Genomic DNA, 20,277 nt, shown 5'->3' with positions numbered 1-20,277 from the left:
ACCCACCCCCATGAAGAAGACCCTCATCTGCGGCCTGACCGCCGCCGCTCTCGTCGCCGTCGCCGCGCAGGTCCTGCCCGACGTCAGGCGCTATCTGCGGATGCGCTGCATGTGACGGCGCCCGCCACCCGGTCCGGGCCCCTGGCTGCACCGAATGGTGTATGTGCCGTACGGGTACCGGCGAGCCGGTCCGCCGGCCCCCGTCACCCGCCGCTGTAATGACGCACGGCAGGACGGAGACGCAATGCATGAGATGTCGATCGCCATGGCCGTCGTCGACCAGGTGGAGGAGGCGGCTCGGGCAGGCGGAGCCGCCTCGGTCGGGTCCGTCCGGCTTCAGGTCGGCGAACTGGCCGGAGTCGTTCCCGACGCCCTGTCCTTCTGTTTCGGACTCGCCTGCGCCGGGACCGTTCTGGAAGGCGCCGAACTCGTCGTCGAACCCGTGGCGGCCCGCGCGCGGTGCGAGCCCTGCGCGGACGAGTGGGCGGTCGGCATGCCACCCCGGCTGTGCTGTCCGGCCTGCGGCGAGCCGACCGCCGAACTCCTGTCGGGGCGCGAGTTGCAGATCGTCAGCGTGCACTGGCAGGACGGACCCGAACACGAACACACCCGCGAACCGATCTCCCAGGAGCGCTGAACGATGTGCCGTGAAGTCGACCTGCAGCAGGCGGTACTCGCCAAGAACGACGCGACGGCGCACAGCCTGCGAGCCGCGCTCACGGCGCGCGGCACCACCGTCGTCAACCTGCTGTCCAGTCCCGGCAGCGGCAAGACCGAACTGCTGGAACGCGAACTCGGCCGGGCCCGGGAGAGGGGAGTGCCCGTCGCCGCGCTCACAGCCGACCTCGCCACCGAGAACGACGCGGTCCGCCTGGCCCGGTCCGGAGCCCCGGTCAAGCAGGTGCTGACCGACGGACTCTGCCATCTGGAGGCCGGGATGCTGGGCCGCCACATCGACGACTGGCTGCCCGACGGGACCCGGATCCTCTTCGTCGAAAACGTCGGCAACCTGGTCTGTCCCGCTTCGTACGACCTCGGGGAGACGCTCAGGGTCGTCCTCGCCTCCGTGACCGAGGGCGAGGACAAGCCGCTGAAGTACCCCACCGCGTTCGGACTTGCCCAGCTCGTCGTGGTCACCAAGACCGACATCGCGCAGGCCGTCGGATTCGACGAGGCCGCATTCCGTGCCCATGTCCAGCAGGTCAACCCCGGTGTGGACGTGCTGCTCACCGCCGCCCGCCGCGGTGAGGGGGTGGGCACGCTGCTCGACCGGGCCCTGGCCGCCGGGGAAGGCGCCCCGGTCCACACACCGGTGATGGCCCGGCAGCACCCGTCCCACCAGCACACGCACCCCCACCAGGACCACCGCACGCACGGAGGCCAGCACACCCACACCCACACGCATACCGGCGTGCATACGCACACGCATCCGGACCTCGGAACCCACGATCACCCGCACACCGGCCCGCACGTCCACGCGCACCCCGACGAGCCGCTCGTCGTGACGACAGCACCCGCCTCCGCGGCACAGCACCGCCCGTGACGACCCCGCAGCCCGGGACCGCCGTCCCGGGAGCCGTGCAACGGAGGCGGGTCGTGGTCCGCGGCGTTGTGCAGGGTGTGGGCTTCCGGCCCTACCTGTACGCCCGCGCCACCGGGCTCGGGCTGGCCGGACACGTCACCAACACCACCGAAGGCGTCGTCGCCGAGGTCGAGGGCGCCCCCGCCGCTGTGGCCCTGTTCTGCGACCGGATCGCGGCGGACGCCCCACCGCTCGCCCTGGTGGACTCCGTCGACCACAGCGAAGTCCCCGCCGCCGGCGGATCCCGCTTCAGCATCGAGGACTCCAGGACCGGCGGACCGGCCCGCACCCTGGTCTCCCCGGATGTGGCCACCTGCGCCGACTGCCTCACCGAACTGGCTGATCCGGCCGACCGGCGCCACCGCCACCCCTTCATCACCTGTACGCACTGTGGGCCCCGCTTCACCATCGTCACCGGAGTGCCGTACGACCGCGCACACACGACCATGGCCCGCTTCCCGATGTGCGCCGACTGCGCCCGCGAGTACGCCGACCCCGCCGACCGGCGCTTCCACGCACAGCCGGTCGCCTGCCCCGACTGCGGCCCCCGGCTGCGACTGCTCGTCGGGCAGCCGGACCGCGCACTGCCCGCACAGCCCGCAACCGGGCGCGACCCGGTCGCGGAGGGCCGGCGGCTGCTGTCCGACGGCGCTGTCCTCGCGATCAAAGGACTCGGCGGCTACCACCTCGCGTGCGATGCCGAGAACTCCGCCGCGGTGTCCCTGCTGCGCCGCCGCAAGGCCCGCGGCGACAAGCCGTTCGCCATGATGGCCCGCGGCATCGACGACATCGCGCACCTCGTGCAGCTGGGCGGCGAGGAGCGGGCCCTGCTTGTCGGCGCTGTCCGGCCCGTCGTCCTGCTGCGACGCCGCACCGACGCCCGCCCGGGCCCGGACACCCCGTGGCCGTCCGACGCAGTCGCCCCGGGCAGCCCCGACCTCGGGGTCATGCTCCCGTACACCCCGCTGCACCACCTCCTGCTGGGCCTGCCCGGTGACCCGCCGGGACCGCGCCTGCTGGTCATGACCAGCGGCAACGTGGCCGGTGAACCGATCGTCACGAATGACGACGAGGCGCTGGAGCGACTGGCCCACCTCGCCGACGCCTGGATCACGCACGACCGCCCGATCCATGTGCCGTGCGACGACTCCGTCGTGCGCGTCTGCGACGGGGAGCGGCTGATCGTACGGCGCTCACGCGGCTACGCCCCGCTGCCGCTCGCCCTGCCGCATCCGGTACCGGCGACCCTCGCCACGGGCGGCGACCTGAAGAACACCTTCTGCCTCGCCGAGGAACACCGGGCCTGGCTGTCCGCCCATGTCGGCGACATGGACGACCTCGCCACCCAGCACGCCTTCGAACGCGCCGAACAGCACGTGGAGACCATCACCGGAGTGCGCCCCGGCATCCTGGCCACCGACCGGCATCCCCGCTATCGCACCGGCCAGTGGGCCCTGCGCCGGGCCGACGGCCGGCCGGTCGTCCGCGTACAGCACCACCACGCGCATATCGCGGCCGCGATGGCCGAGCACGGAAGGGACGGCAGCCGCCGAGTGATCGGCGTCGCGTTCGACGGCACCGGTTACGGGGACGACGGTGCGGTGTGGGGCGGCGAGATCATGCTGGCCGACTACGAGACGTACCACCGCTTCGCGCACCTCGCGTACGTTCCGCTGCCCGGCGGCGACGCCGCCGTGCACCGGCCCTACCGGATGGCGCTCGCTCATCTTTACGCGGCAGGTATCGGCGCGGCGGAGGATCTGCCCTGCGCGGCAGCCTGCCCGCCTGACGAACGACACGTGGTGCTAAGGCAGTTGGAGCGAAACTTCAACTGCGTACCCACCTCCAGCATGGGCCGGCTGTTCGACGCCGTCTCCTCGCTGGCCGGCGTCTGTCACCGGGCCGGGTACGAAGCCCAGGCCGCCGTCGAGCTGGAGGCCGCCGCGGTCGGCGCAACCGCGGACCTCGGACCCGGTTACGGCTTCGCGCTGCGCCCGGCGGGCACGGCCGACGGGCAGCGGTTGATCATGGACCCGTCGCCAGTACTGGCAGCCGTCGTCGACGACGTGCGCGCCGGCACGGCGCCGACGCTTGTCGCCGCGCGCTTCCACGCGGCCGTCGCGGACCTCGTGCTTCAGGCGTGCACCTCGGCCCGCGAACAGCACGGCCTGCACGAAGTCGCTCTGACCGGCGGTGTGTTCGCCAACACCCTTCTCTCCTCCCTGTGCGCCAGGACGCTGACCGAGAACGACTTCACTGTCCTGCGCCACCGGAAGGTCCCCCCGAACGACGGCGGACTGGCGCTCGGCCAGCTCATGGTGGCCGCCCGTACCGGAGCGGCGCACACGAGCGCCGCCGACTGACGTCCTGCCCGGCGGAGCCGGGCAACGCCCCCCACAGCAAGGAGCAGCCATGTGCCTGGCGGTACCCGGCAGAGTGATGGACATCGAGGAACGCGACGGTACCCGGATGGCCACCGTCGACTTCGGTGGCGTGGTCAAGGAAGTGTGTCTGGAATATCTGCCGGACCTTCAGGTCGGTGAATACGCCATCGTCCATGTGGGGTTCGCCCTGCAGCGACTCGACGAGGATTCGGCGCGGAAGACGCTCGACCTCTTCGCCGAACTCGGTCTGCTCCAGGAGGAGTTCGGAGATCCGTGGGAAATGGCGGCAGAGGCCGGAGGAACGTCCCCGGCCGGTGGTGCCCAGGCGCCGCAGGAGGTTCAGCGGTGAAGTACATCGAAGAGTTCCAGAACCCGGACCTGGCGCGCCGACTGCTGGACGACATCCACTCCATCGTGACCCGTCCGTGGGCGCTGATGGAGGTCTGCGGCGGACAGACGCACACCATCATCCGGCACGGCATCGACCAACTCCTGCCGGACCAGGTCGAACTGATCCATGGTCCGGGCTGCCCCGTCTGCGTCACACCGCTGGAGGTCATTGACAAGGCGCTGGAGATCGCCTCCCGCCCCGAGGTGATCTTCTGCTCCTTCGGGGACATGCTCCGGGTCCCCGGAACCGGCCGTGACCTGTTCCGGGTGCGCAGCGAGGGCGGCGACGTGCGGGTCGTGTACTCGCCGCTCGACGCCCTGAAGGTCGCCCAGCAGAACCCCGACCGCGAGGTGGTCTTCTTCGGGATCGGATTCGAGACCACCGCACCGCCCAATGCCATGACGGTGTATCAGGCGCGCAGGCTCGGCATCCCGAACTTCAGCCTGCTGGTGTCCCATGTGCGGGTCCCCCCGGCCATCGAGGCGATCATGCAGTCGCCGAGCTGCCGGGTGCAGGGGTTCCTTGCCGCCGGCCATGTGTGCAGCGTGATGGGCATGCGGGAGTACCCGGAGCTGGCCGAACGGTTCCAGGTCCCCATTGTGGTCACCGGTTTCGAGCCGCTGGACATCCTCGAAGGCGTACGGCGGACCGTCCTGCAGCTGGAGCGCGGTCAGCACACCGTGGAAAACGCGTACCCGCGCGCTGTGCACCCGGACGGGAACCCCGCGGCGCTCACCATGCTGGACGACGTCTTCGAAGTCACCGACCGCGCCTGGCGCGGCATCGGCACCATCCCCGACAGCGGCTGGCGGCTCTCCACCCGCTACCGGGACTACGACGCCGAGTACCGCTTCTCCGTCACCGGCATCGACACCGAGGAGCCCGCCGAATGCCGCAGCGGTGAGGTCCTGCAAGGACTGCTGAAGCCCCACGAGTGTGAGGCGTTCGGCACCACCTGCACCCCGCGCAACCCGCTCGGGGCCACCATGGTCTCCAGCGAGGGCGCCTGCGCCGCGTACTACCTCTACCGGCGCCTGGACATCAGGACCGCACCCAGGGAGACGAGCCCCGTTGCCTGAGACCACCGAAGCACTGAACACCGCCGTCACCGCGACCGCGAGCGTCCCCGGCGAGGCGCCCGTACTCGACCTCACGGCGTGGACCTGCCCCGCACCGCTGCGTGACCAGCCGCGGGTGGTGATGGGCCACGGCGGCGGCGGCGCACTCTCGGCCGAACTGGTCCAGCACATCTTCGCGCCCGCCTACGGGGGCGACGTGCTCGCGCAACTGGCCGACTCCGCCGTGGTGTCGCTGGGTGGCGCCCGGCTGGCCTTCTCCACGGACTCGTACGTCGTGCGGCCGTTGTTCTTCCCCGGCGGCAGCATCGGCGACCTCGCGGTCAACGGCACGGTCAACGATCTGGCCATGAGCGGTGCCAGAGCCGCCTACCTCTCCTGCGGCTTCATTCTAGAGGAGGGTGTCGAGCTCTCGGTCGTCGCACGCGTGGCCGACGCGCTGGGGGCAGCGGCGCGCACGGCGGGCGTCGAGGTGGCGACCGGCGACACCAAGGTCGTGGACGCCGGTCACGGCGACGGCATCTTCATCAACACCGCCGGGATCGGCCTCGTCCCGGCCGGCGTCGACCTGCGTCCCCAGCGAGTGGTCCCGGGCGACGTCGTGATTGCGAGCGGTGCGATCGGCGTGCACGGCGTGGCGATCATGAGTGTGCGCGAGGGCCTCGAGTTCGGGGTGGAGATCGAGAGCGACTGCGCGGCGCTGGGCGGGCTGGTGGAGACCATGCTTGCGGTCACCCCCGACCTCCATGTCCTGCGCGATCCCACACGTGGCGGACTGGCCGCGGCGCTCAATGAGATCGCGGTGGCCTCAGGCACCGGTGTCGTCATTCAGGAACGTAGCGTTCCGGTCCCGCCGGCCGTGGCCAACGCCTGCGCCGTCCTGGGCCTGGACCCGATGTACGTGGCCAACGAGGGCAAACTCGTTGCGTTCGTCCCCCGTGAGCACGCCGAAGCCGTTCTGGAGGCGATGCGGGCGCATCCGCTGGGAGCGGAGGCGACCGTGATCGGCGAGGCCGTGGAGGCGCATCCCGGCATGGTCGTGGCTCGCACCGGGCTCGGCGGGACGCGCGTGGTCGACCTGCCGATCGGGGAGCAGCTGCCCCGGATCTGCTGATCCGGCGGTCTGGCGGACCGCTCGCGCGGATGCGGGAGCGGCGCTGTGTGGCGACCCTGGAGAGGTGGGGGTGACTCGCTGAGGAGGACCCATGTCCATGATGGACAAGATCAAGCACATGCTGAAGGGCCATGAGGACAAGGCGGAAAAGGGCATCGACAAGGCGGGCGACGCCATCGACGCCAAGACGCAGGGAAAGTACACCGGCCAGGTCGACACGGCCCAGGACAAGCTCAAGGACGAGCTCGGTTCCGAGCGGGGCGAGGACCGGCCGCCGCAGCCCTGACCACGCCGCCGTGCTCCTGCGGATCGCGCAGACGCCCGACGATCACACGGTCCTTTGATTCCCGTGCCCGCTGCCGTTGAGGACGCGTACGAGTCGTAAGCGGGCGCCGGCTCCAGGGCGACGATGCCGCAGCGGGCTCGCACGAGCCCGATGCGGCGTCACGCGCCCGGACGCCGAGTGAAGCCGGTGGTCGGGCGTTCCAACCGCTCGCCGTCCACGATGATGTCGACGGCTTCGTTGTAGAACGCGATGAGGTCCTTGACCGCACCCGCGGCCGGGACGGGATCCGGGTAGCTCCACGCCACATGTGCCGGTGTCTCGCTGTCCGGGTCGGTCAGTGACCAGTACTGGGCCGTCCCCTTGTACGGGCATCCCGTACGCAGGTCGGTCGGGGTGAACAGGTCGAGGCGGACGTCCTCGCGGGGGATGTAGTAGCGGACAGGCAGGCGCGTCTCGAAGAGAAGCACCGGGCTGCGGGTGTCCGCGACGAGCGTTCCGTCGATCTCGATCTGCACGTGCCGAGAGCTGCGGAGCGCGTCCACACGCGCGTACGGGTCGCGGGGATGGACAAAGATCTCTTCGTCCTCCTCGTACCAGTGATCGGGGCCCACGCCGACGCGTCCGAACCACTCGAAGGCGATGTGTCCGGCGAGCTCGGCGCCCGGAAAGGTCCATGCGGCGTTGGGCTCCGCGACGCCGTCCACGACGAGGTCGTAGAAGACCGTGGAGCCGGAGTGCGCACCCACGTCGGGGTCGGCCGCGGGGCGGAGCAGATCGGTGCGGACGTCGTCCCGGGGGAAGGCATAGAGCGGTACAGCGTGGCCGGGTTCCCACACGAGGACCGGCCGGCGGCTGTCGACGACGACGGTCGTGCCCTTCTTCCCGCGTACTCGGCGCTCGCTCGGCTCCCAGGTGAGGGCGGCGTCCGGTACCGGGTGATGGCGCTCGACGGGAGGGGCGGGTGGGGTGGTCACGAAGTCCTCCTGCACGAGGGGGCTGATCGAGGTGCCCGTCGGGGGCTCTGCGGCGGTCCACCGGTCACCGGGCGCGTGAGCCGGCCGGGGCCAGTGGGCGTTCCCTTGCAACCGCAGCCCAGCAGGTACGGGACTTGGCTGTCTCAGCGTACGTACGTCCGCATGCGGGCGCCTGCAGAGATACCGGCAGGGGACGAGGCGCGAGTACTTCGGCGCGTCACGGAGAAGCCGGACCCCTGTCCGGGGAGACTTTCGACATGACCAATGCGACGAAGGCAGTGCTTGAGGGCGGCCCCGACGACCTTCCTGAGCGGATCGTTCCCCTCACCACACCCGTGCCGGACCTCAAGATCCCGTTCCGCGGCGGGTACGAGCACTTCAAGGCGACCACGCGTCACCAGGATACCGCCGAGGGACAGTTGCCCGTCTACGAATGGTGGGAACGCACGGAAATCCCGGGGTAGGCGCCACGCCGGTACGGGCTTCCCGCGCGCCGGATACATACGCACTGTCCGCCCGACCGACGCGTACGCATGTCCCGGCCGGCTCCCTGCTGGGCCTCCTCGTCGTCGCCCTGGCGCCGCTCTTCGTAGCGGCCGACATCGCGGCGGAGCTGGTCTTCCCGGGCCTGGTCCCGGATCGTCAGCGCCAGCGTTCTCGCGGCCAGCCGCACCACCGGGCCCGATGCGGCGACCGCGTCCCGACCGCGGTACCAGCCTCACGGGCCCGCGGGTGCTCACTCCTTCGGCTCGTCCGGGCGAGCGCTGACCCCACCGGTCCTCCGATGCTGGCGTGGGGGAGATGACCGCCGTCCAGGCGCCCCCGCAGAGCACGCGCGGGCGATGCCGGACCGGGCCGCCGGAAGGGGCGGATCGTTGATGAGGCTTGTCGTCGATCTCAACAAATGCCAGGGATACGCGCAGTGCGTGTTTCTCGCGCCGGACGTCTTCGCCATGCACGGCGACGAGGCGCTCACCTACAACCCACGGGCCGGCGAGGAACAGCGCGAGAGCGTGGCGCGCGCCGTCGCGGCGTGCCCCGTCCAGGCCATTCTGGTCGACGCACCGGACGCGCCGGGCGAGGAGGCGTCCCATGGCTGCTGACGACTTCCTGGAGAAGCTCAGGCACGAGGGCCGGATCGTGATCGTGGGCGCCTCGCTGGCGGGCCTCCGGGCGGCCGAGACGCTCCGCGACGAGGGCTTCGAGGGTTCGCTCACGATGATCGGTGACGAGCCGTACGAGCCGTACGACCGGCCGCCGCTCTCCAAGTCGGCCCTGCTGGGCAACGCGTCGCCCGAGCACACCGAGCTGCCCCGGCGCCGATCGGTGGAGGCGAAGTGGCGGCTCGGTGTCGCGGCGACCGGGCTGGACATGGCGGCCAAGCGGGTGCTGCTGGCCGACGGCGACGAGGTGGAGTACGACCGGCTCCTCATCGCGACCGGTGTACGGGCCCGGCCGTGGCCGCACGAGGCAGAGGCCGAGCTGGACGGCGTCTTCGTCCTGCGGACGCGTGACGATGCGGCCGGGCTGCAGCGGCGGCTGATGGACTCGCCCCGGCGGGTGTTCGTGATCGGGGCCGGCTTCACCGGCTCGGAGATCGCGTCCGCCTGCCGCGCGCGTGGTCTCCCGGTCACGGTGGCGGAGCGGGCCGACGCCCCCCTGGTGGGCGCGCTCGGCGGGGTGGTCGGTGCGGTGGCCGCGGAGCTGCACCGCGAGAACGGGGTGGACCTGCGCACCGGCGTCATGGTCACCAGCCTCGAGGGCGACTCGGCGGGGCGGGTGCGCGCCGCTCATCTGTCCGACGGCAGCACCGTCGAGACGGACGTGGTCGTCGTCTCGCTCGGAGCGACCCGCAACACCGAATGGCTGGCCGGATCCGGGCTCGGAGCGGGACCCCGCGGGATCGCCTGCGACGCGGGATGCCGGGCCTTCGACTTCCGGGGCATCGTGACCGACGACATTTTCGTCGCCGGTGATGTGGCCCGGTCCCCGCATCCACTCTTCGGCTACCAGTTCCTCTCCCTCGAACACTGGGGCAACGCCGTCACCCAGGCCGAGGTGGCGGCGCACAACATGATCAGCGCCGGCACGGATCGCCGCCCGCACATGTGGGTGCCGGCCTTCTGGTCGTCCCAGTTCGGGGTGAACATCAAGTCGGTCGGCGTCCCGTCCATGGGCGAGGAGATCCTCATTACGCAGGGGGCGCTCGCCGAGCGTCGCTTCAGCGGGGTGTACGGCTATCAGGGCCGCGTCATCGGTGCGGTCACCTTCGACAACGCACGGTGGCTGCAGTTCTACCAGGGGCTGATCGAGACGGCCGCGCCGTTCCCACCGGCGTTCCGGACCGTGGACCGCCGTCCCGAGGGCAGGCGGCCCGTCCCGGCCGACTTCCCGGACCCGTCGCTGCCCACCCACGGGCCGACCGTCACCCTCAGCGGCTACTCGCCGGCCGACCGCCGGCTGGTCTTCAAACCCGCCCACTCCTGACCACCGGCGGGGCGCCCGACAGCCCACTGCGCGAGGCCGAAACGGCCTCTTCTGCTCCCACGCTCCCAAGGACCTGCTATGACGCAAGCGCCGCTCCTGCGCCAGATCACCGACTACGCCAACCGTGCCAACCCCTATCCGCTGTACACGGAACTGCGCAAGACCCCGGTGCTGCACGAAGAGGACGGCGGCCCGTACGCCATCAGCACGTACTGGGACATCCAGAGCCTGCTCCATGACCCGCGGATCAGCTCCGACGCCTCCAATCTCACCGACCATGGCGGCGACGAGTTGTCCGAGCAAGCGGGGGAGACGACTCTGCCGCCCAGCTTCCTGCGGCTCGACCCGCCGGAGCACGACCGGCTGCGTCGGATGACCAACCGTCCGTTCGGCCCCCCGCACAGTCCTCGACGCATCCACGCCATGCATGACGAGCTTGCCGGGATCGTCTCGGACCTCATCGCCGGCTTTGGGGACGCGGACCGGATCGATGTGGTCGACCAGTTCTCGTACCCCTTTCCCGTGACCGTGATCTGCCGGCTGCTCGGGGTGCCGCGGGAGGACGAGGCGCGCTTCCACTCGTGGGCGGACACCATCGCCGCCGGCCTGGATCCGGCTCCGGGCGATGACCCCACCGAGCGGAACCGCGTCACCGAGGAGGCCAGGATGCAGCTGGGCATGTATCTGGCCGGGCTGGTCGAGGAGCGCCGCAGGACACCCGGTGGCGACATGCTCTCCGAGCTGGTGACCAGCCATGGACCGGACGGTCCGATGACCACGATGGAGGTGCTCAGCACCGCGGTCCTGCTGCTGATCGCCGGCCATGAGACGACGGTCAACCTGATCACCAACGGGATGCTCACCCTGCTGCGCAATCCGGAGGTCCTCCAGCGGCTCCGGGACGACCCGCGCCTCGCCGCCAACATTGTCGAGGAACTGCTGCGTTACGAGCCTCCGGTGCAGTTGGTGCCGCACCGTACGTGCATCGCGGACATCGAGGTCCGCGGGGTCACCATCCCGAAGGGCTCGTCGATCTGGCTCGTCCTGGCCGCCGGCAACCGAGACCCGGAGCGCTTCGAGGATCCCGATCGGTTCGACCCGGACCGCAAGGACATCCAGCATCTCGGTTTCGGCAGCGGCATCCACAGTTGCTTCGGCGCGCCGCTCGCCCGGCTGGAGGCGCAGCTCGCCCTGACGACGCTGGCCCGCAGATCGAGAGGGTGAGTTTTTCTCCGGAGCGGAGCATCGGTGGCGGACCGGTAGGAGAGGGGCCTATTGGGGATTTGCTCGAGCCGCCTATGCCGGCAGCCATGAAACCTGGGGCTACTTGGCAGAGCCATATCTCTTCGCGTGGCCTGGCATCGTTTTTTCCGTTCCTCTGCCTCAAGGTTCTGGGATTCCGGACGAACGTCACCTTTCCGGTTCACCAGAGCGTTCCGGCAGAGTCCATCTGCCTGGTCCGCGGCGCGGACGGGAGGACAGGACCTGAGGGATGTCCCGTCCATCCTGGCATGCGACGACAGCTACAGTGCCTCGCCGCGTTGTCGGAACGCCCGAATGCATCCAGTATCCGGACGCTCCTCCGAGGCTGGCTGAAGCGCAGCGCGTTGCCGGAGGGGTCGCGGAAGGCGCAGTCGCGGACGCTGTACGGCTGGTCGATCGGCTCCTGCAGCACCTCGCCACCCCCGGCGCGGATGCGCCCGAGGGTGGCGTCGCAGTCGTCGGTCCTGAAGATGACAGCGCGCAGCAGGACCTTCGCCGGCAGTGCTGCCCGACTGACCGGAAACGATCGCTATCGGGCACCAAGTGGGGCGAGTTCAAACAGATGAGAGAACTCGTCGCACAGTGTCCGTGAGGGCCTCGGTCAGGTGCCGACGTAGGCCGCGAGGTGCTCGCCGGTGAGGGTGGAGCGGTCGGCGACGAGGTCGGCGGGTGTGCCCTCGAAGACGATCCGGCCGCCGTCGTGACCGGCACCGGGGCCGAGGTCGATGATCCAGTCGGCGTGCGCCATGACCGCCTGGTGGTGCTCGACGACGATGACCGACTTGCCGGAGTCGACGAGCCGGTCGAGCAGGCCCAGCAGGTGCTCGACGTCGGCGAGGTGCAGGCCGGAGGTCGGCTCGTCGAGGACGTAGACGCCGCCCTTCTCGGCCATGTGGGTGGCCAGCTTGAGGCGCTGCCGCTCGCCGCCGGACAGCGTAGTGAGCGGCTGGCCGAGGCTGAGGTAGCCGAGCCCGACGTCGGCGAGCCGGACGAGGATGCGGTGCGCGGCCGGCGTGTGCGCCTCGCCGGCGCCGAAGAACTCCTCGGCCTCGGTCACCGACATCGCCAGCACCTCGCTGATGTCGCGGCCGCCGAGGTGGTAGTCCAGCACCGATGCCTGGTACCGCTTCCCCTCGCACTCCTCGCAGGTGGTGGCGACGCCGGCCATCATCGCCAGGTCGGTGTAGATGACGCCGGCGCCGTTGCAGTTGGGGCAGGCGCCCTCGGAGTTGGCGCTGAACAGCGCCGGCTTCACGCCGTTGGCCTTCGCGAACGCCTTGCGGATCGGGTCGAGCAGTCCGGTGTACGTCGCCGGGTTGCTCCGTCGCGAACCGCGGATCGCGCTCTGGTCGATCGACACCACACCCGCGCCTGCGGGGATCGACCCGTGCACGAGTGAACTCTTTCCGGAGCCGGCGACGCCGGTGACGACGGCGAGCACCCCGAGCGGGATGTCGACGTCGACGCCCTGCAGGTTGTGCGCTGTCGCGCCGCGGATCTCCAGTGTGCCGGTGGGCGTCCGCACGGTGTCCTTGAGGGCGGCCCGGTCGTCGAGATGGCGGCCGGTGATGGTGCCGCCGGCCCGCAGCCCCTCGACGGTGCCCTCGAAGCAGACGCTGCCGCCCCCAGTACCGGCGCCGGGGCCGAGGTCGACAACGTGGTCGGCGATCGCGATCGTCTCCGGCTTGTGCTCCACCACGAGCACCGTGTTGCCCTTGTCCCGCAGTCGCAGCAGCAGGTTGTTCATCCGCTGGATGTCATGGGGGTGCAGGCCGATGGTGGGCTCGTCGAAGACGTAGGTGACGTCGGTCAGCGAGGAGCCGAGGTGGCGGATCATCTTGACGCGCTGCGCCTCGCCCCCTGACAGCGTGCCCGACGGTCGGTCGAGCGAGAGATAGCCGAGGCCGATCTCCACGAACGAGTCGAAAGTGTGGCGCAGAGCGGCGAGCAGCGGCGCCACCGACGGCTCATCGAGGGCGCTGACCCATTCGGCCAGGTCGCTGATCTGCATCGCGCAGGCATCGGCGATGCTGATCCGCTTGATCTTCGACGACCGGGCCCCCTCGCTGAGCCGGGTGCCGTCGCACTCGGGACAGGTGGTGAACGTGACCGCGCGCTCCACGAACGCTCGGATGTGCGGCTGCAGAGCCTCCTTGTCCTTGGACAGGAACGACTTCTGGATCTTGGGGATCAGCCCCTCGTAGGTGAGGTTCACACCCTCGACCTTCACCTTGGTCGGCTCCCGGTAGAGGAAGTCCTGCATCTCCTTCTTGGTGTACTTGCAGATCGGCTTGTCCGGGTCGAGGAGGCCCGACTCGGCGTAGACCCGCACGGTCCAGAAGCTGTCCGACTTCCAGCCGGGGATGGTGAACGCGCCCTCGGCGATCGACTTGGAGTCGTCGTAGAGCTGGGTGAGGTCGATGTCGGAGACCGTGCCCCGGCCTTCGCAGCGCGTACACATGCCGCCGGTGCGGGTGAAGGTCGCTTTCACCGCCTTCTTGGCGCCGCGCTCGACGGTGATCGCACCGCTCGCCCGGACCGAGGGGACGTTGAAGGCGTAAGCGCTGGGTGGGCCGATGTGCGGTTTGCCGAGTCGGCTGAAGAGGATGCGCAGCATCGCGTTGGCGTCGGTGACGGTGCCGACCGTGGAGCGGGGGTCGGCACCCATCCGCTGCTGGTCGACGACGATCGCGGTCGTCAGCCCTTCGAGTACGTCGACCTCGGGCCGCGCCAGCGTCGGCATGAAGCCCTGCACGAAGGCGCTGTATGTCTCGTTGATCAGCCGCTGTGACTCCGCGGCGATCGTGTCGAACACCAGAGAGCTCTTGCCCGAGCCGGAGACGCCGGTGAACACCGTCAACCGGCGCTTCGGGATCTCGATGCTGACGTCCTTGAGGTTGTTCTCGCGCGCGCCGTGCACGCGGATCAGATCGTGGCTGTCCGCACCGTGCAGTGCGGTCGACCGCGTGTCCGTCCTCTTGGCCATGCTTATCGTGTCTCCATCTGTTGTATGGGGCCGCCTTCGCGGTCGCCGTCGCCTGGCTCGATCTGACCAGCTTCGAGGAGCACTCCTGGTTCTCCTTCGTCGGCGCGGTTGGGCAACCGTCCGCTGTCTACCAGATCAGCGGCGTCGGCCGGGGTCACTCTTGGCGCAAGAACCACGGCATCCACGCCGCTTCGGCCCGTGGCGCCTCTGGGCCTCGGCCACGCGGCGCGTCCGGCCGAGGAGCCGGACCAACCAGCGGCCGTCGCACATCACCCTGCGTTCGGGCATCTCGTTCCCTTCGCGCCCAAGGGTTGTCCCGTCATCCCTGGCGGAACAGCGCGCGGCGTCGGATGCGGTGCATCGCAAGGCGGAGGGCGTCCGCATACCGGGTGTATTCGGATGTTCCGGCAACGCGGCGAGGTGCCGTAGTTGTCGTCGCGCGCCCGTCAGGGATGACGGGACAGCCCTTGCCTTGGACGCGGCGCGGGGTTCGCCTGCAGGGTAGCGCCCGGTTCGCGGGACCGGAGCTCACCGCCTGCGCGGCTGGCTGAAGCGCAGCATGTTGCCGGATGGATCGCGGAAGGCGCAGTCGCGGACGCCGTACGGCTGGTCGATCGGCTCCTGCAGCACCTCGCCGCCTGCGGCGCGGATGCGCTCGAAGGTGGCGTCGCAGTCGTCGGTCCTGAAAATGACACCGCGCAGCAGGCCCTTCGCCAGCAGTTCCGCCATGGCCCTCTTGTCAGCGGGCGAGGCGTTCGGGTCCGCGAGCGGCGGCTCGAGGACGATTTCCACGTCCGGCTGCGACGGCGCGCCGACGGTCACCCAGCGCATCCCCTCGAACCCGACGTCGTTGCGCACCTCCAGGCCGAGAACGTCCTGGTAGAAGCCGAGTGCCTTGTCGTGGTCGTCGACGGCGATGAAGCACTGTGAAAGTTTGATGTCCATGCGTTTCACGCTACGGACGGGGTGCAGGCTTCGCTTCTCCATTCCTGACCGGTCGCGTGGGGATCTTGGCGACGCAGGCCGGGATGGCGGCGGCCTCGCCTCACCGTGGAGCTTGGCGGGCCCTCGTTCGCGTGTTCCGTGGCAGGAGCGGATGGGCGGAATGCCGCGCACCAGCGGCTCGAAGGCCTGGCTGTCGTGGAGATTGACACCGGAGACCTGTGCCAAGGCGCAGCCCGTGGTCGCGGCCAGTACCTGCCGGTCCCGGTACCGGCTCCGGCCGCCGCCCTGGGGGCGCTTCGGCGCCGCCGGCACCACCCGGCGGCTACGCCCTGCGCGTCACTTTCTTGACCAGCCGGGCAAGACCGGAGGATCCGCCGCTGGGCTCGGCCGCGTTCAGTGCTTTCTCCAGCAGGCGGGCGTTGCAGAGCACCGCCCGGTGATCGCCCGTCCCCTGGCCGGTAATCAGCGAAGGAAGCCTTCGTAATCGTGCTGCTGGAGCTGGCTGTTGATCTGCTTTACCGTTTCCAGACCCACGCCCACGATGATGAGGATGCTTGTTCCGCTGAGGCTGCTGGCACCGCCATAACTGGCAAAGGCAACTGTTGGTACCAGTGCGATCACCCCCAGGTAAAGAGCTCCCGGCCACGTCATTCGATTGAGGACATAGCCCAGATACTGGGCGGTGGGTCGGCCGGCTCGGATTCCTGGGATGAAGCCACCATATTTCGTCATGTTATCCGCGACTTCCACGGGGTTGAACGTGATCGACACGTAAAAGAAGGCGAAGAAGACCGTCAAAAGGAAATAGGTGATGACGTAGTAGGGGTCGTCGCCCTTGACGAAGTTTCCCTCGATCCATGCCTTCCACCCCGAGGTCGAACTGGAGAACTGCGCAATGAGCTGCGGAATATACAGCAGCGACGATGCGAAAATGACCGGAACTACACCCGCCTGGTTGACTTTTAGTGGGATGTACGTGGATGCGTGACCGTAGGATTTTCGGCCGATCACTCGTTTTGTGTACTGCACCGGGATACGGCGCTGGGCCTGCTCGACGAAGACGACCAGGCCCACCATGACGAATCCGACGGCAATGACGCTGCCGAAATTGATCCAGCCACCGGCGATCTTGCCGTTCTGTTTGATGGCCCACAGTGTGCCGGGCAAAGTGGCTGCGGTCGAGACGAATACCAGGATTGACATGCCGTTGCCTACACCGCGGTCCGTGATCAGCTCGCCGAGCCACATCACGCAGGCCGTCCCTGCGGTAATCGTGAGCACCATGGTGGCGGTGATGAAGATCGACTTGTCCGGCACGATGTCCGCGGCGACTGGGCAGCCGCTGAACAGGGCGCCGCTCCGGGCGGTTGCGACCAGGCCCGTGCCCTGCAGTACGGCGAGCGCGACCGTGAGGTAACGGGTGTACTGGGTGATCTTCGCCTGCCCAGCCGAGCCCTCTCTTTTGAGCGCCTCCAATTTCGGGATGACGACGGTCAGCAATTGAAGAATGATGCTGGCTGTGATGTACGGCAGAATGCCGAGCGCGAACACTGCGATATGGAGCAGTGCCCCGCCGCTGAACAGGTTCAACAGACCGAGTAGACGGCTGTTGGCGGCCTGTGCCGCGTTGACGCAGGTCTGGACGTTCCCGTAGTTCACCCCGGGAATCGGGACGTGCGCCCCGAAGCGGTACAGGAGGATCATGCCGAGCGTGAAGAGCAACTTGTTGCGCAGTTCGGGTGTCCGGAGAACGCGGACGATCGCGGTGGGCAAAGTGCCTCCTTCGCCTCTGCGCCGACGAGTCAGAGATGACGGTGTTGAGCGATGGCCGCATCACCACCTTGCGACCGGGGAAAGCCTCGCCGGAATGGCAGATGGCTGCGTCAGTGCGAAGCGTGCCACGACCACAAACTCGGCACCACTTGAGTCCAACTCGACTTGGGTAAGCCAGTGACGGCCTCAAGGCATGGGGTGGCGCAGAAGGTTGCACATCACATCGCGCAACTCGAGGGTTCCGTCAGGGCAACGATGTGGGATCCTCGCACCGCTCGGTGATCTGCGCGCATGCGTCGGGCCGGACGATGGGCGGCTGAGACCTCACATGCGTCGTATCAGGAGGGTCTGGCGGTTTCCGGCCACGGAGCGATCACCATAGAGCTGGTCCCGGTCGACGGGCTCCTTCGTGATGAGCGACCGCGCGGTCCGTTGCCCTCAACGATCGACTGATCCCTCTTCGCCGGGAACTCCTGCGAATGGCTCGTAGGTTTTGGTACGAACGGCTGACACGCTGCGGTTCAGCGGTGAGGCGAGGCGGTCACTCCAGGTGGCGCGATCACAAACCGTCGACTTCGACGACCGATTCGGCGAAGTCTTTCGGGGGTTCCTGCGGCACGTTGTGGCCGATGCCCTTCAGGGTCCGGTGGGCGTACGGGCCGGTGAAGTGGCTGCGATAACTGGCGCCGCCCCCGGGAGGAGTGAAGGGATCCCACTCGCCGTCAAGGGTGATCGTGGGCAGCGAGATGGCGGGGCTCTGGGCAAGTCGTTCTTCGAGACGGTCGTATCGGGGGTCGCCCTTCGCCAGGCCAAGTCGCCAGCGATAGTTGTGGATCACGATCGAGGCCCAATCCGGATTATCGAAGGCCGCCGCAGTGCGTTCGAACGTTGTGTTATCGAAATGCCACGTCGGGGAGACGTTCTGCCAGATCAGTTTCGCGAAATCATGCGTGTACTTCGCAAGCCCGAGCCGCCCCCTTTCTGTGGCGAAATAGTACTGATACCACCACGCCCAATCGGCCTTCGGTGGCAGCGGCTTCTTGTTGCTTTCGCGGTTGATGATCAGATAGCCGCTCACCGAGACCAGCGCCTTGCAGCGTTCGGGCCAGAGCGCCGCGACGATGTCAGCCGTCCGTGAAGCGAGTTCGGCCAGTTCGTCTGCGTCCGCGACGTGCGTGATTCCCCCGGGTCTCGCAGGCCGTGTACGACATCCATGCCCCCGGGCGAGTCGCCGGCCTCTGGCACTGGCCCGCCGGCCTGCCTCAAGGTGTTCAGGCCGCTCCTGCGGGTGGGACTGGGCTGTTTCCGGAAGTCATTAGTCTGCCCGTCGGCCGTCCGGGGGAGCTCTCCAGGGCGGCCGGCGGTCTGCTCTCCGGTCGCCGGGAAGCCGCCGTGCCGCTGGCCTCGCAGTGACAGCACACGGGCACCGTTGACGCCGCCGCACGCGATCCAAACCCCCTTACCTCGCATCGCACTACCCAGTGGCGCGAGCAGGGATGTCGCATATATTCCGGTTTATGGGCGGTTGTGCGGCTGGCGGTTCTTCAGGCGCTGGTTGGGAACTGCCGTCTACGGTCGTGCCCTGCTGGGCCGGCCGGTACGCGGAATCCGATCGTGGCAAGAGCGTACGGCTTGCCACCTGGCTGCTGACTGAAGGGGAACGAACGATGGCTGACGAGACGTTCGCGACCCTGGAGGAAGGGTGGAGCGGCGAAGGGTGTCCGGTGAGTGCGTTTGCCCGGCGGTCGTTTCTTCACGCCGCCGCCGCGGGCCTGGCCGGAGCGGCGGGCGGGGTCGCCTTGGGCAGCGGTGCGGCGCGCGCCGACACGGTGGCTGTTCCCAAGATGGGGCCGGCATCTCGTGCGATTCCCTTCCACGGCTATCACCAGGCGGGCATCGCCACTCCGCCCCAGCAGGTCGCGATTATCGTCTCGTTCGACGTGACCGCCTCCAGCCGGGAAAAACTCACCAACCTGTTCCGCACGCTGACCTCGCGAGCCCGTTTCCTCACGGCGGGCGGCAGACCACCGAAGGCGGCCTCGACCGCACCGCCGACGGACAACGGCATCCTGGGACCCGCGGTCGTGGCGGATGGTCTCACCTTGACAGTCGCAGTGGGCGCATCCCTCTTCGACGACCGCTACGGACTCAGCGCGCGCAAGCCGGTCCAGCTCGTCAAGATGACACCCTTCCGCCATGACGACCTGGACCCCACGCTGAGCCAGGGAGACCTTCTGATCCAGATCTGCGCCGATCACCGCGACACGACGGTCCACGCACTGATCGACATCCTGACCCACACCAAGTCCGCGATGAAGCTGCGCTGGCGTATCGACGGCCAGCGCAATCCGGAACGTCCGGTCGGTATCCCTCGCGACTGGTTCGGCTTCAAGAACGGCATCTCCAACCCGTCCGTCTCCGACGACGTCCAGATGAATCAGGTGGTCTGGGTCCAGCCGAAGAGCGCCGAACCGGCCTGGGCCGCGGGTGGCACGTACCACGTGGTGCGTATCGTGCATTTCGCTATCGAGGCGTGGCAGAAGGTACCCGTTGCCCAACAGGAGCGGATCTTCGGCCGCCGTAAGGCGAGCGGCGCTCCCATGTACGCAGTGGGCGAGAACGCCCCGGATCTTTTCGACCCCGTCTACACCAACGACCCGCTGGGCCTGGTCACCCCGCTGAACTCTCACATCCGCCTGGCCAATCCCCAGACTCCGCAGACCGCGGCGACGAGCACCATCCTGCGTCGCAGTTACGAGTACGACCGGAGCCCCAACCTGCCGGAACTCGACATGGGGCATGCATTCGTCTGCTTCCAGCAAGAACTCAACACCTACATCGCCATGCAGACCCGGCTGGAAGGCGAAGCACTGGTGCCGTACATCAGCCCACGGGGCGGGGGCTACTTCTTCGCACTTCCGGGCGTCCAGGACGAGAAGGACTACTACGCCCGTCGGCTCCTGACCTGATCCGACCCCGCTGCCGGGCAGCCGTCGGCGGGATGTCGCCCGGTCCC

The 20,277-nt window shown here is 68.8% G+C and carries 18 protein-coding genes and 3 pseudogenes; 13 read left to right on the top strand and 8 right to left on the bottom strand.

The window, feature by feature from the left end:
* Positions 1 to 10: 10 nt before the first annotated feature.
* From ACIBB8_RS16805 to ACIBB8_RS16770, 8 genes are all read left to right on the top strand, one after another.
* Positions 11 to 115: a DUF6893 family small protein gene (locus ACIBB8_RS16805; RefSeq protein WP_398952711.1), complete on the top strand. Its 105-nt coding sequence runs from the start codon at positions 11 to 13 to the stop codon at positions 113 to 115.
* A 129-nt stretch (positions 116 to 244) separates the two neighbouring features.
* Positions 245 to 637 carry a hydrogenase maturation nickel metallochaperone HypA gene (gene hypA / locus ACIBB8_RS16800; RefSeq protein WP_366134330.1) on the top strand — a complete coding sequence of 131 codons (393 nt, stop codon included), beginning with the start codon at positions 245 to 247 and terminating at the stop codon, positions 635 to 637.
* A 3-nt stretch (positions 638 to 640) separates the two neighbouring features.
* Positions 641 to 1,543 (top strand): hydrogenase nickel incorporation protein HypB, encoded by a 903-nt coding sequence (gene hypB / locus ACIBB8_RS16795; RefSeq protein ID WP_398952709.1) that lies wholly within the window; start codon positions 641 to 643, stop codon positions 1,541 to 1,543.
* Positions 1,540 to 3,945, top strand: coding sequence for a carbamoyltransferase HypF (gene hypF / locus ACIBB8_RS16790; protein WP_398952707.1), 2,406 nt, complete (start codon positions 1,540 to 1,542; stop codon positions 3,943 to 3,945). Before hypB ends, hypF begins: the two co-directional genes overlap by 4 nt.
* A gap of 49 nt (positions 3,946 to 3,994) precedes the next feature.
* On the top strand, positions 3,995 to 4,315 hold the full coding sequence (locus ACIBB8_RS16785) for a HypC/HybG/HupF family hydrogenase formation chaperone (RefSeq protein ID WP_398952705.1): 321 nt from the start codon (positions 3,995 to 3,997) through the stop codon (positions 4,313 to 4,315).
* On the top strand, positions 4,312 to 5,436 hold the full coding sequence (gene hypD / locus ACIBB8_RS16780) for a hydrogenase formation protein HypD (RefSeq protein ID WP_398952703.1): 1,125 nt from the start codon (positions 4,312 to 4,314) through the stop codon (positions 5,434 to 5,436). The genes ACIBB8_RS16785 and hypD overlap by 4 nt, the downstream gene beginning before the upstream one ends.
* A gap of 13 nt (positions 5,437 to 5,449) precedes the next feature.
* Positions 5,450 to 6,547: a hydrogenase expression/formation protein HypE gene (gene hypE / locus ACIBB8_RS16775; RefSeq protein ID WP_398952823.1), complete on the top strand. Its 1,098-nt coding sequence runs from the start codon at positions 5,450 to 5,452 to the stop codon at positions 6,545 to 6,547.
* 91 nt (positions 6,548 to 6,638) lie between these two features.
* Positions 6,639 to 6,833: an antitoxin gene (locus tag ACIBB8_RS16770; RefSeq protein WP_398952701.1), complete on the top strand. Its 195-nt coding sequence runs from the start codon at positions 6,639 to 6,641 to the stop codon at positions 6,831 to 6,833.
* Positions 6,834 to 6,991: 158 nt separating this feature from the next.
* Here the strand turns inward: ACIBB8_RS16770 and ACIBB8_RS16765 are convergent, their stop codons facing one another.
* Positions 6,992 to 7,807, bottom strand: coding sequence for a DUF427 domain-containing protein (locus tag ACIBB8_RS16765; RefSeq protein ID WP_398952699.1), 816 nt, complete (start codon positions 7,805 to 7,807; stop codon positions 6,992 to 6,994).
* Positions 7,808 to 8,064: 257 nt separating this feature from the next.
* Between ACIBB8_RS16765 and ACIBB8_RS16760 the strand changes: the two genes are divergently transcribed.
* The 4 genes from ACIBB8_RS16760 to ACIBB8_RS16745 all read left to right on the top strand — a co-directional run bounded on the left by ACIBB8_RS16760 (position 8,065) and on the right by ACIBB8_RS16745 (position 11,518).
* Entirely contained in the window at positions 8,065 to 8,271 is a 207-nt protein-coding gene (locus tag ACIBB8_RS16760) for a DUF5988 family protein (protein WP_398952697.1), read from the top strand.
* 414 nt (positions 8,272 to 8,685) lie between these two features.
* The gene (locus ACIBB8_RS16755; RefSeq protein WP_398952695.1) at positions 8,686 to 8,910 is read left to right on the top strand and encodes a ferredoxin; all 225 of its coding nucleotides are present in this window, start codon (positions 8,686 to 8,688) and stop codon (positions 8,908 to 8,910) included.
* Positions 8,900 to 10,294, top strand: coding sequence for an NAD(P)/FAD-dependent oxidoreductase (locus ACIBB8_RS16750; protein ID WP_398952693.1), 1,395 nt, complete (start codon positions 8,900 to 8,902; stop codon positions 10,292 to 10,294). Before ACIBB8_RS16755 ends, ACIBB8_RS16750 begins: the two co-directional genes overlap by 11 nt.
* A 78-nt stretch (positions 10,295 to 10,372) precedes the next feature.
* On the top strand, positions 10,373 to 11,518 hold the full coding sequence (locus tag ACIBB8_RS16745) for a cytochrome P450 (RefSeq protein ID WP_398952691.1): 1,146 nt from the start codon (positions 10,373 to 10,375) through the stop codon (positions 11,516 to 11,518).
* A 355-nt stretch (positions 11,519 to 11,873) separates the two neighbouring features.
* Here the strand turns inward: ACIBB8_RS16745 and ACIBB8_RS16740 are convergent.
* The 7 genes and pseudogenes from ACIBB8_RS16740 to ACIBB8_RS16710 all read right to left on the bottom strand — a co-directional run.
* Positions 11,874 to 12,065, bottom strand: a pseudogene (locus tag ACIBB8_RS16740) (VOC family protein); the annotation flags it as partial.
* A gap of 93 nt (positions 12,066 to 12,158) precedes the next feature.
* A complete protein-coding gene (locus ACIBB8_RS16735) occupies positions 12,159 to 14,549 on the bottom strand; it encodes an ATP-binding cassette domain-containing protein (protein ID WP_398952821.1) in 2,391 nt (796 codons plus the stop codon).
* A 522-nt stretch (positions 14,550 to 15,071) separates the two neighbouring features.
* Positions 15,072 to 15,488 carry a VOC family protein gene (locus ACIBB8_RS16730; RefSeq protein ID WP_398952819.1) on the bottom strand — a complete coding sequence of 139 codons (417 nt, stop codon included), beginning with the start codon at positions 15,486 to 15,488 and terminating at the stop codon, positions 15,072 to 15,074.
* A 10-nt stretch (positions 15,489 to 15,498) separates the two neighbouring features.
* A pseudogene (locus ACIBB8_RS16725) lies at positions 15,499 to 15,585 on the bottom strand (AraC family transcriptional regulator); the annotation flags it as partial.
* Positions 15,586 to 15,587: 2 nt separating this feature from the next.
* Positions 15,588 to 15,701, bottom strand: a pseudogene (locus ACIBB8_RS16720) (IS5/IS1182 family transposase); the annotation flags it as partial.
* A 249-nt stretch (positions 15,702 to 15,950) separates the two neighbouring features.
* Positions 15,951 to 17,261, bottom strand: coding sequence for a preprotein translocase subunit SecY (secY, locus tag ACIBB8_RS16715; RefSeq protein WP_398952689.1), 1,311 nt, complete (start codon positions 17,259 to 17,261; stop codon positions 15,951 to 15,953).
* A gap of 559 nt (positions 17,262 to 17,820) precedes the next feature.
* On the bottom strand, positions 17,821 to 18,339 hold the full coding sequence (locus tag ACIBB8_RS16710) for an alpha/beta fold hydrolase (protein WP_398952687.1): 519 nt from the start codon (positions 18,337 to 18,339) through the stop codon (positions 17,821 to 17,823).
* A 589-nt stretch (positions 18,340 to 18,928) separates the two neighbouring features.
* Between ACIBB8_RS16710 and ACIBB8_RS16705 the strand changes: the two genes are divergently transcribed.
* The gene (locus ACIBB8_RS16705) at positions 18,929 to 20,230 is read left to right on the top strand and encodes a Dyp-type peroxidase (protein ID WP_398952685.1); all 1,302 of its coding nucleotides are present in this window, start codon (positions 18,929 to 18,931) and stop codon (positions 20,228 to 20,230) included.
* Positions 20,231 to 20,277: the final 47 nt, after the last annotated feature.

The organism is Streptomyces sp. NPDC051286, from assembly GCF_044455345.1.
Lineage (GTDB): Bacteria > Actinomycetota > Actinomycetes > Streptomycetales > Streptomycetaceae > Streptomyces.
Note: the sequence above shows the minus strand (reverse complement) of the source record. Positions and strands in the feature narration are given on the sequence as shown.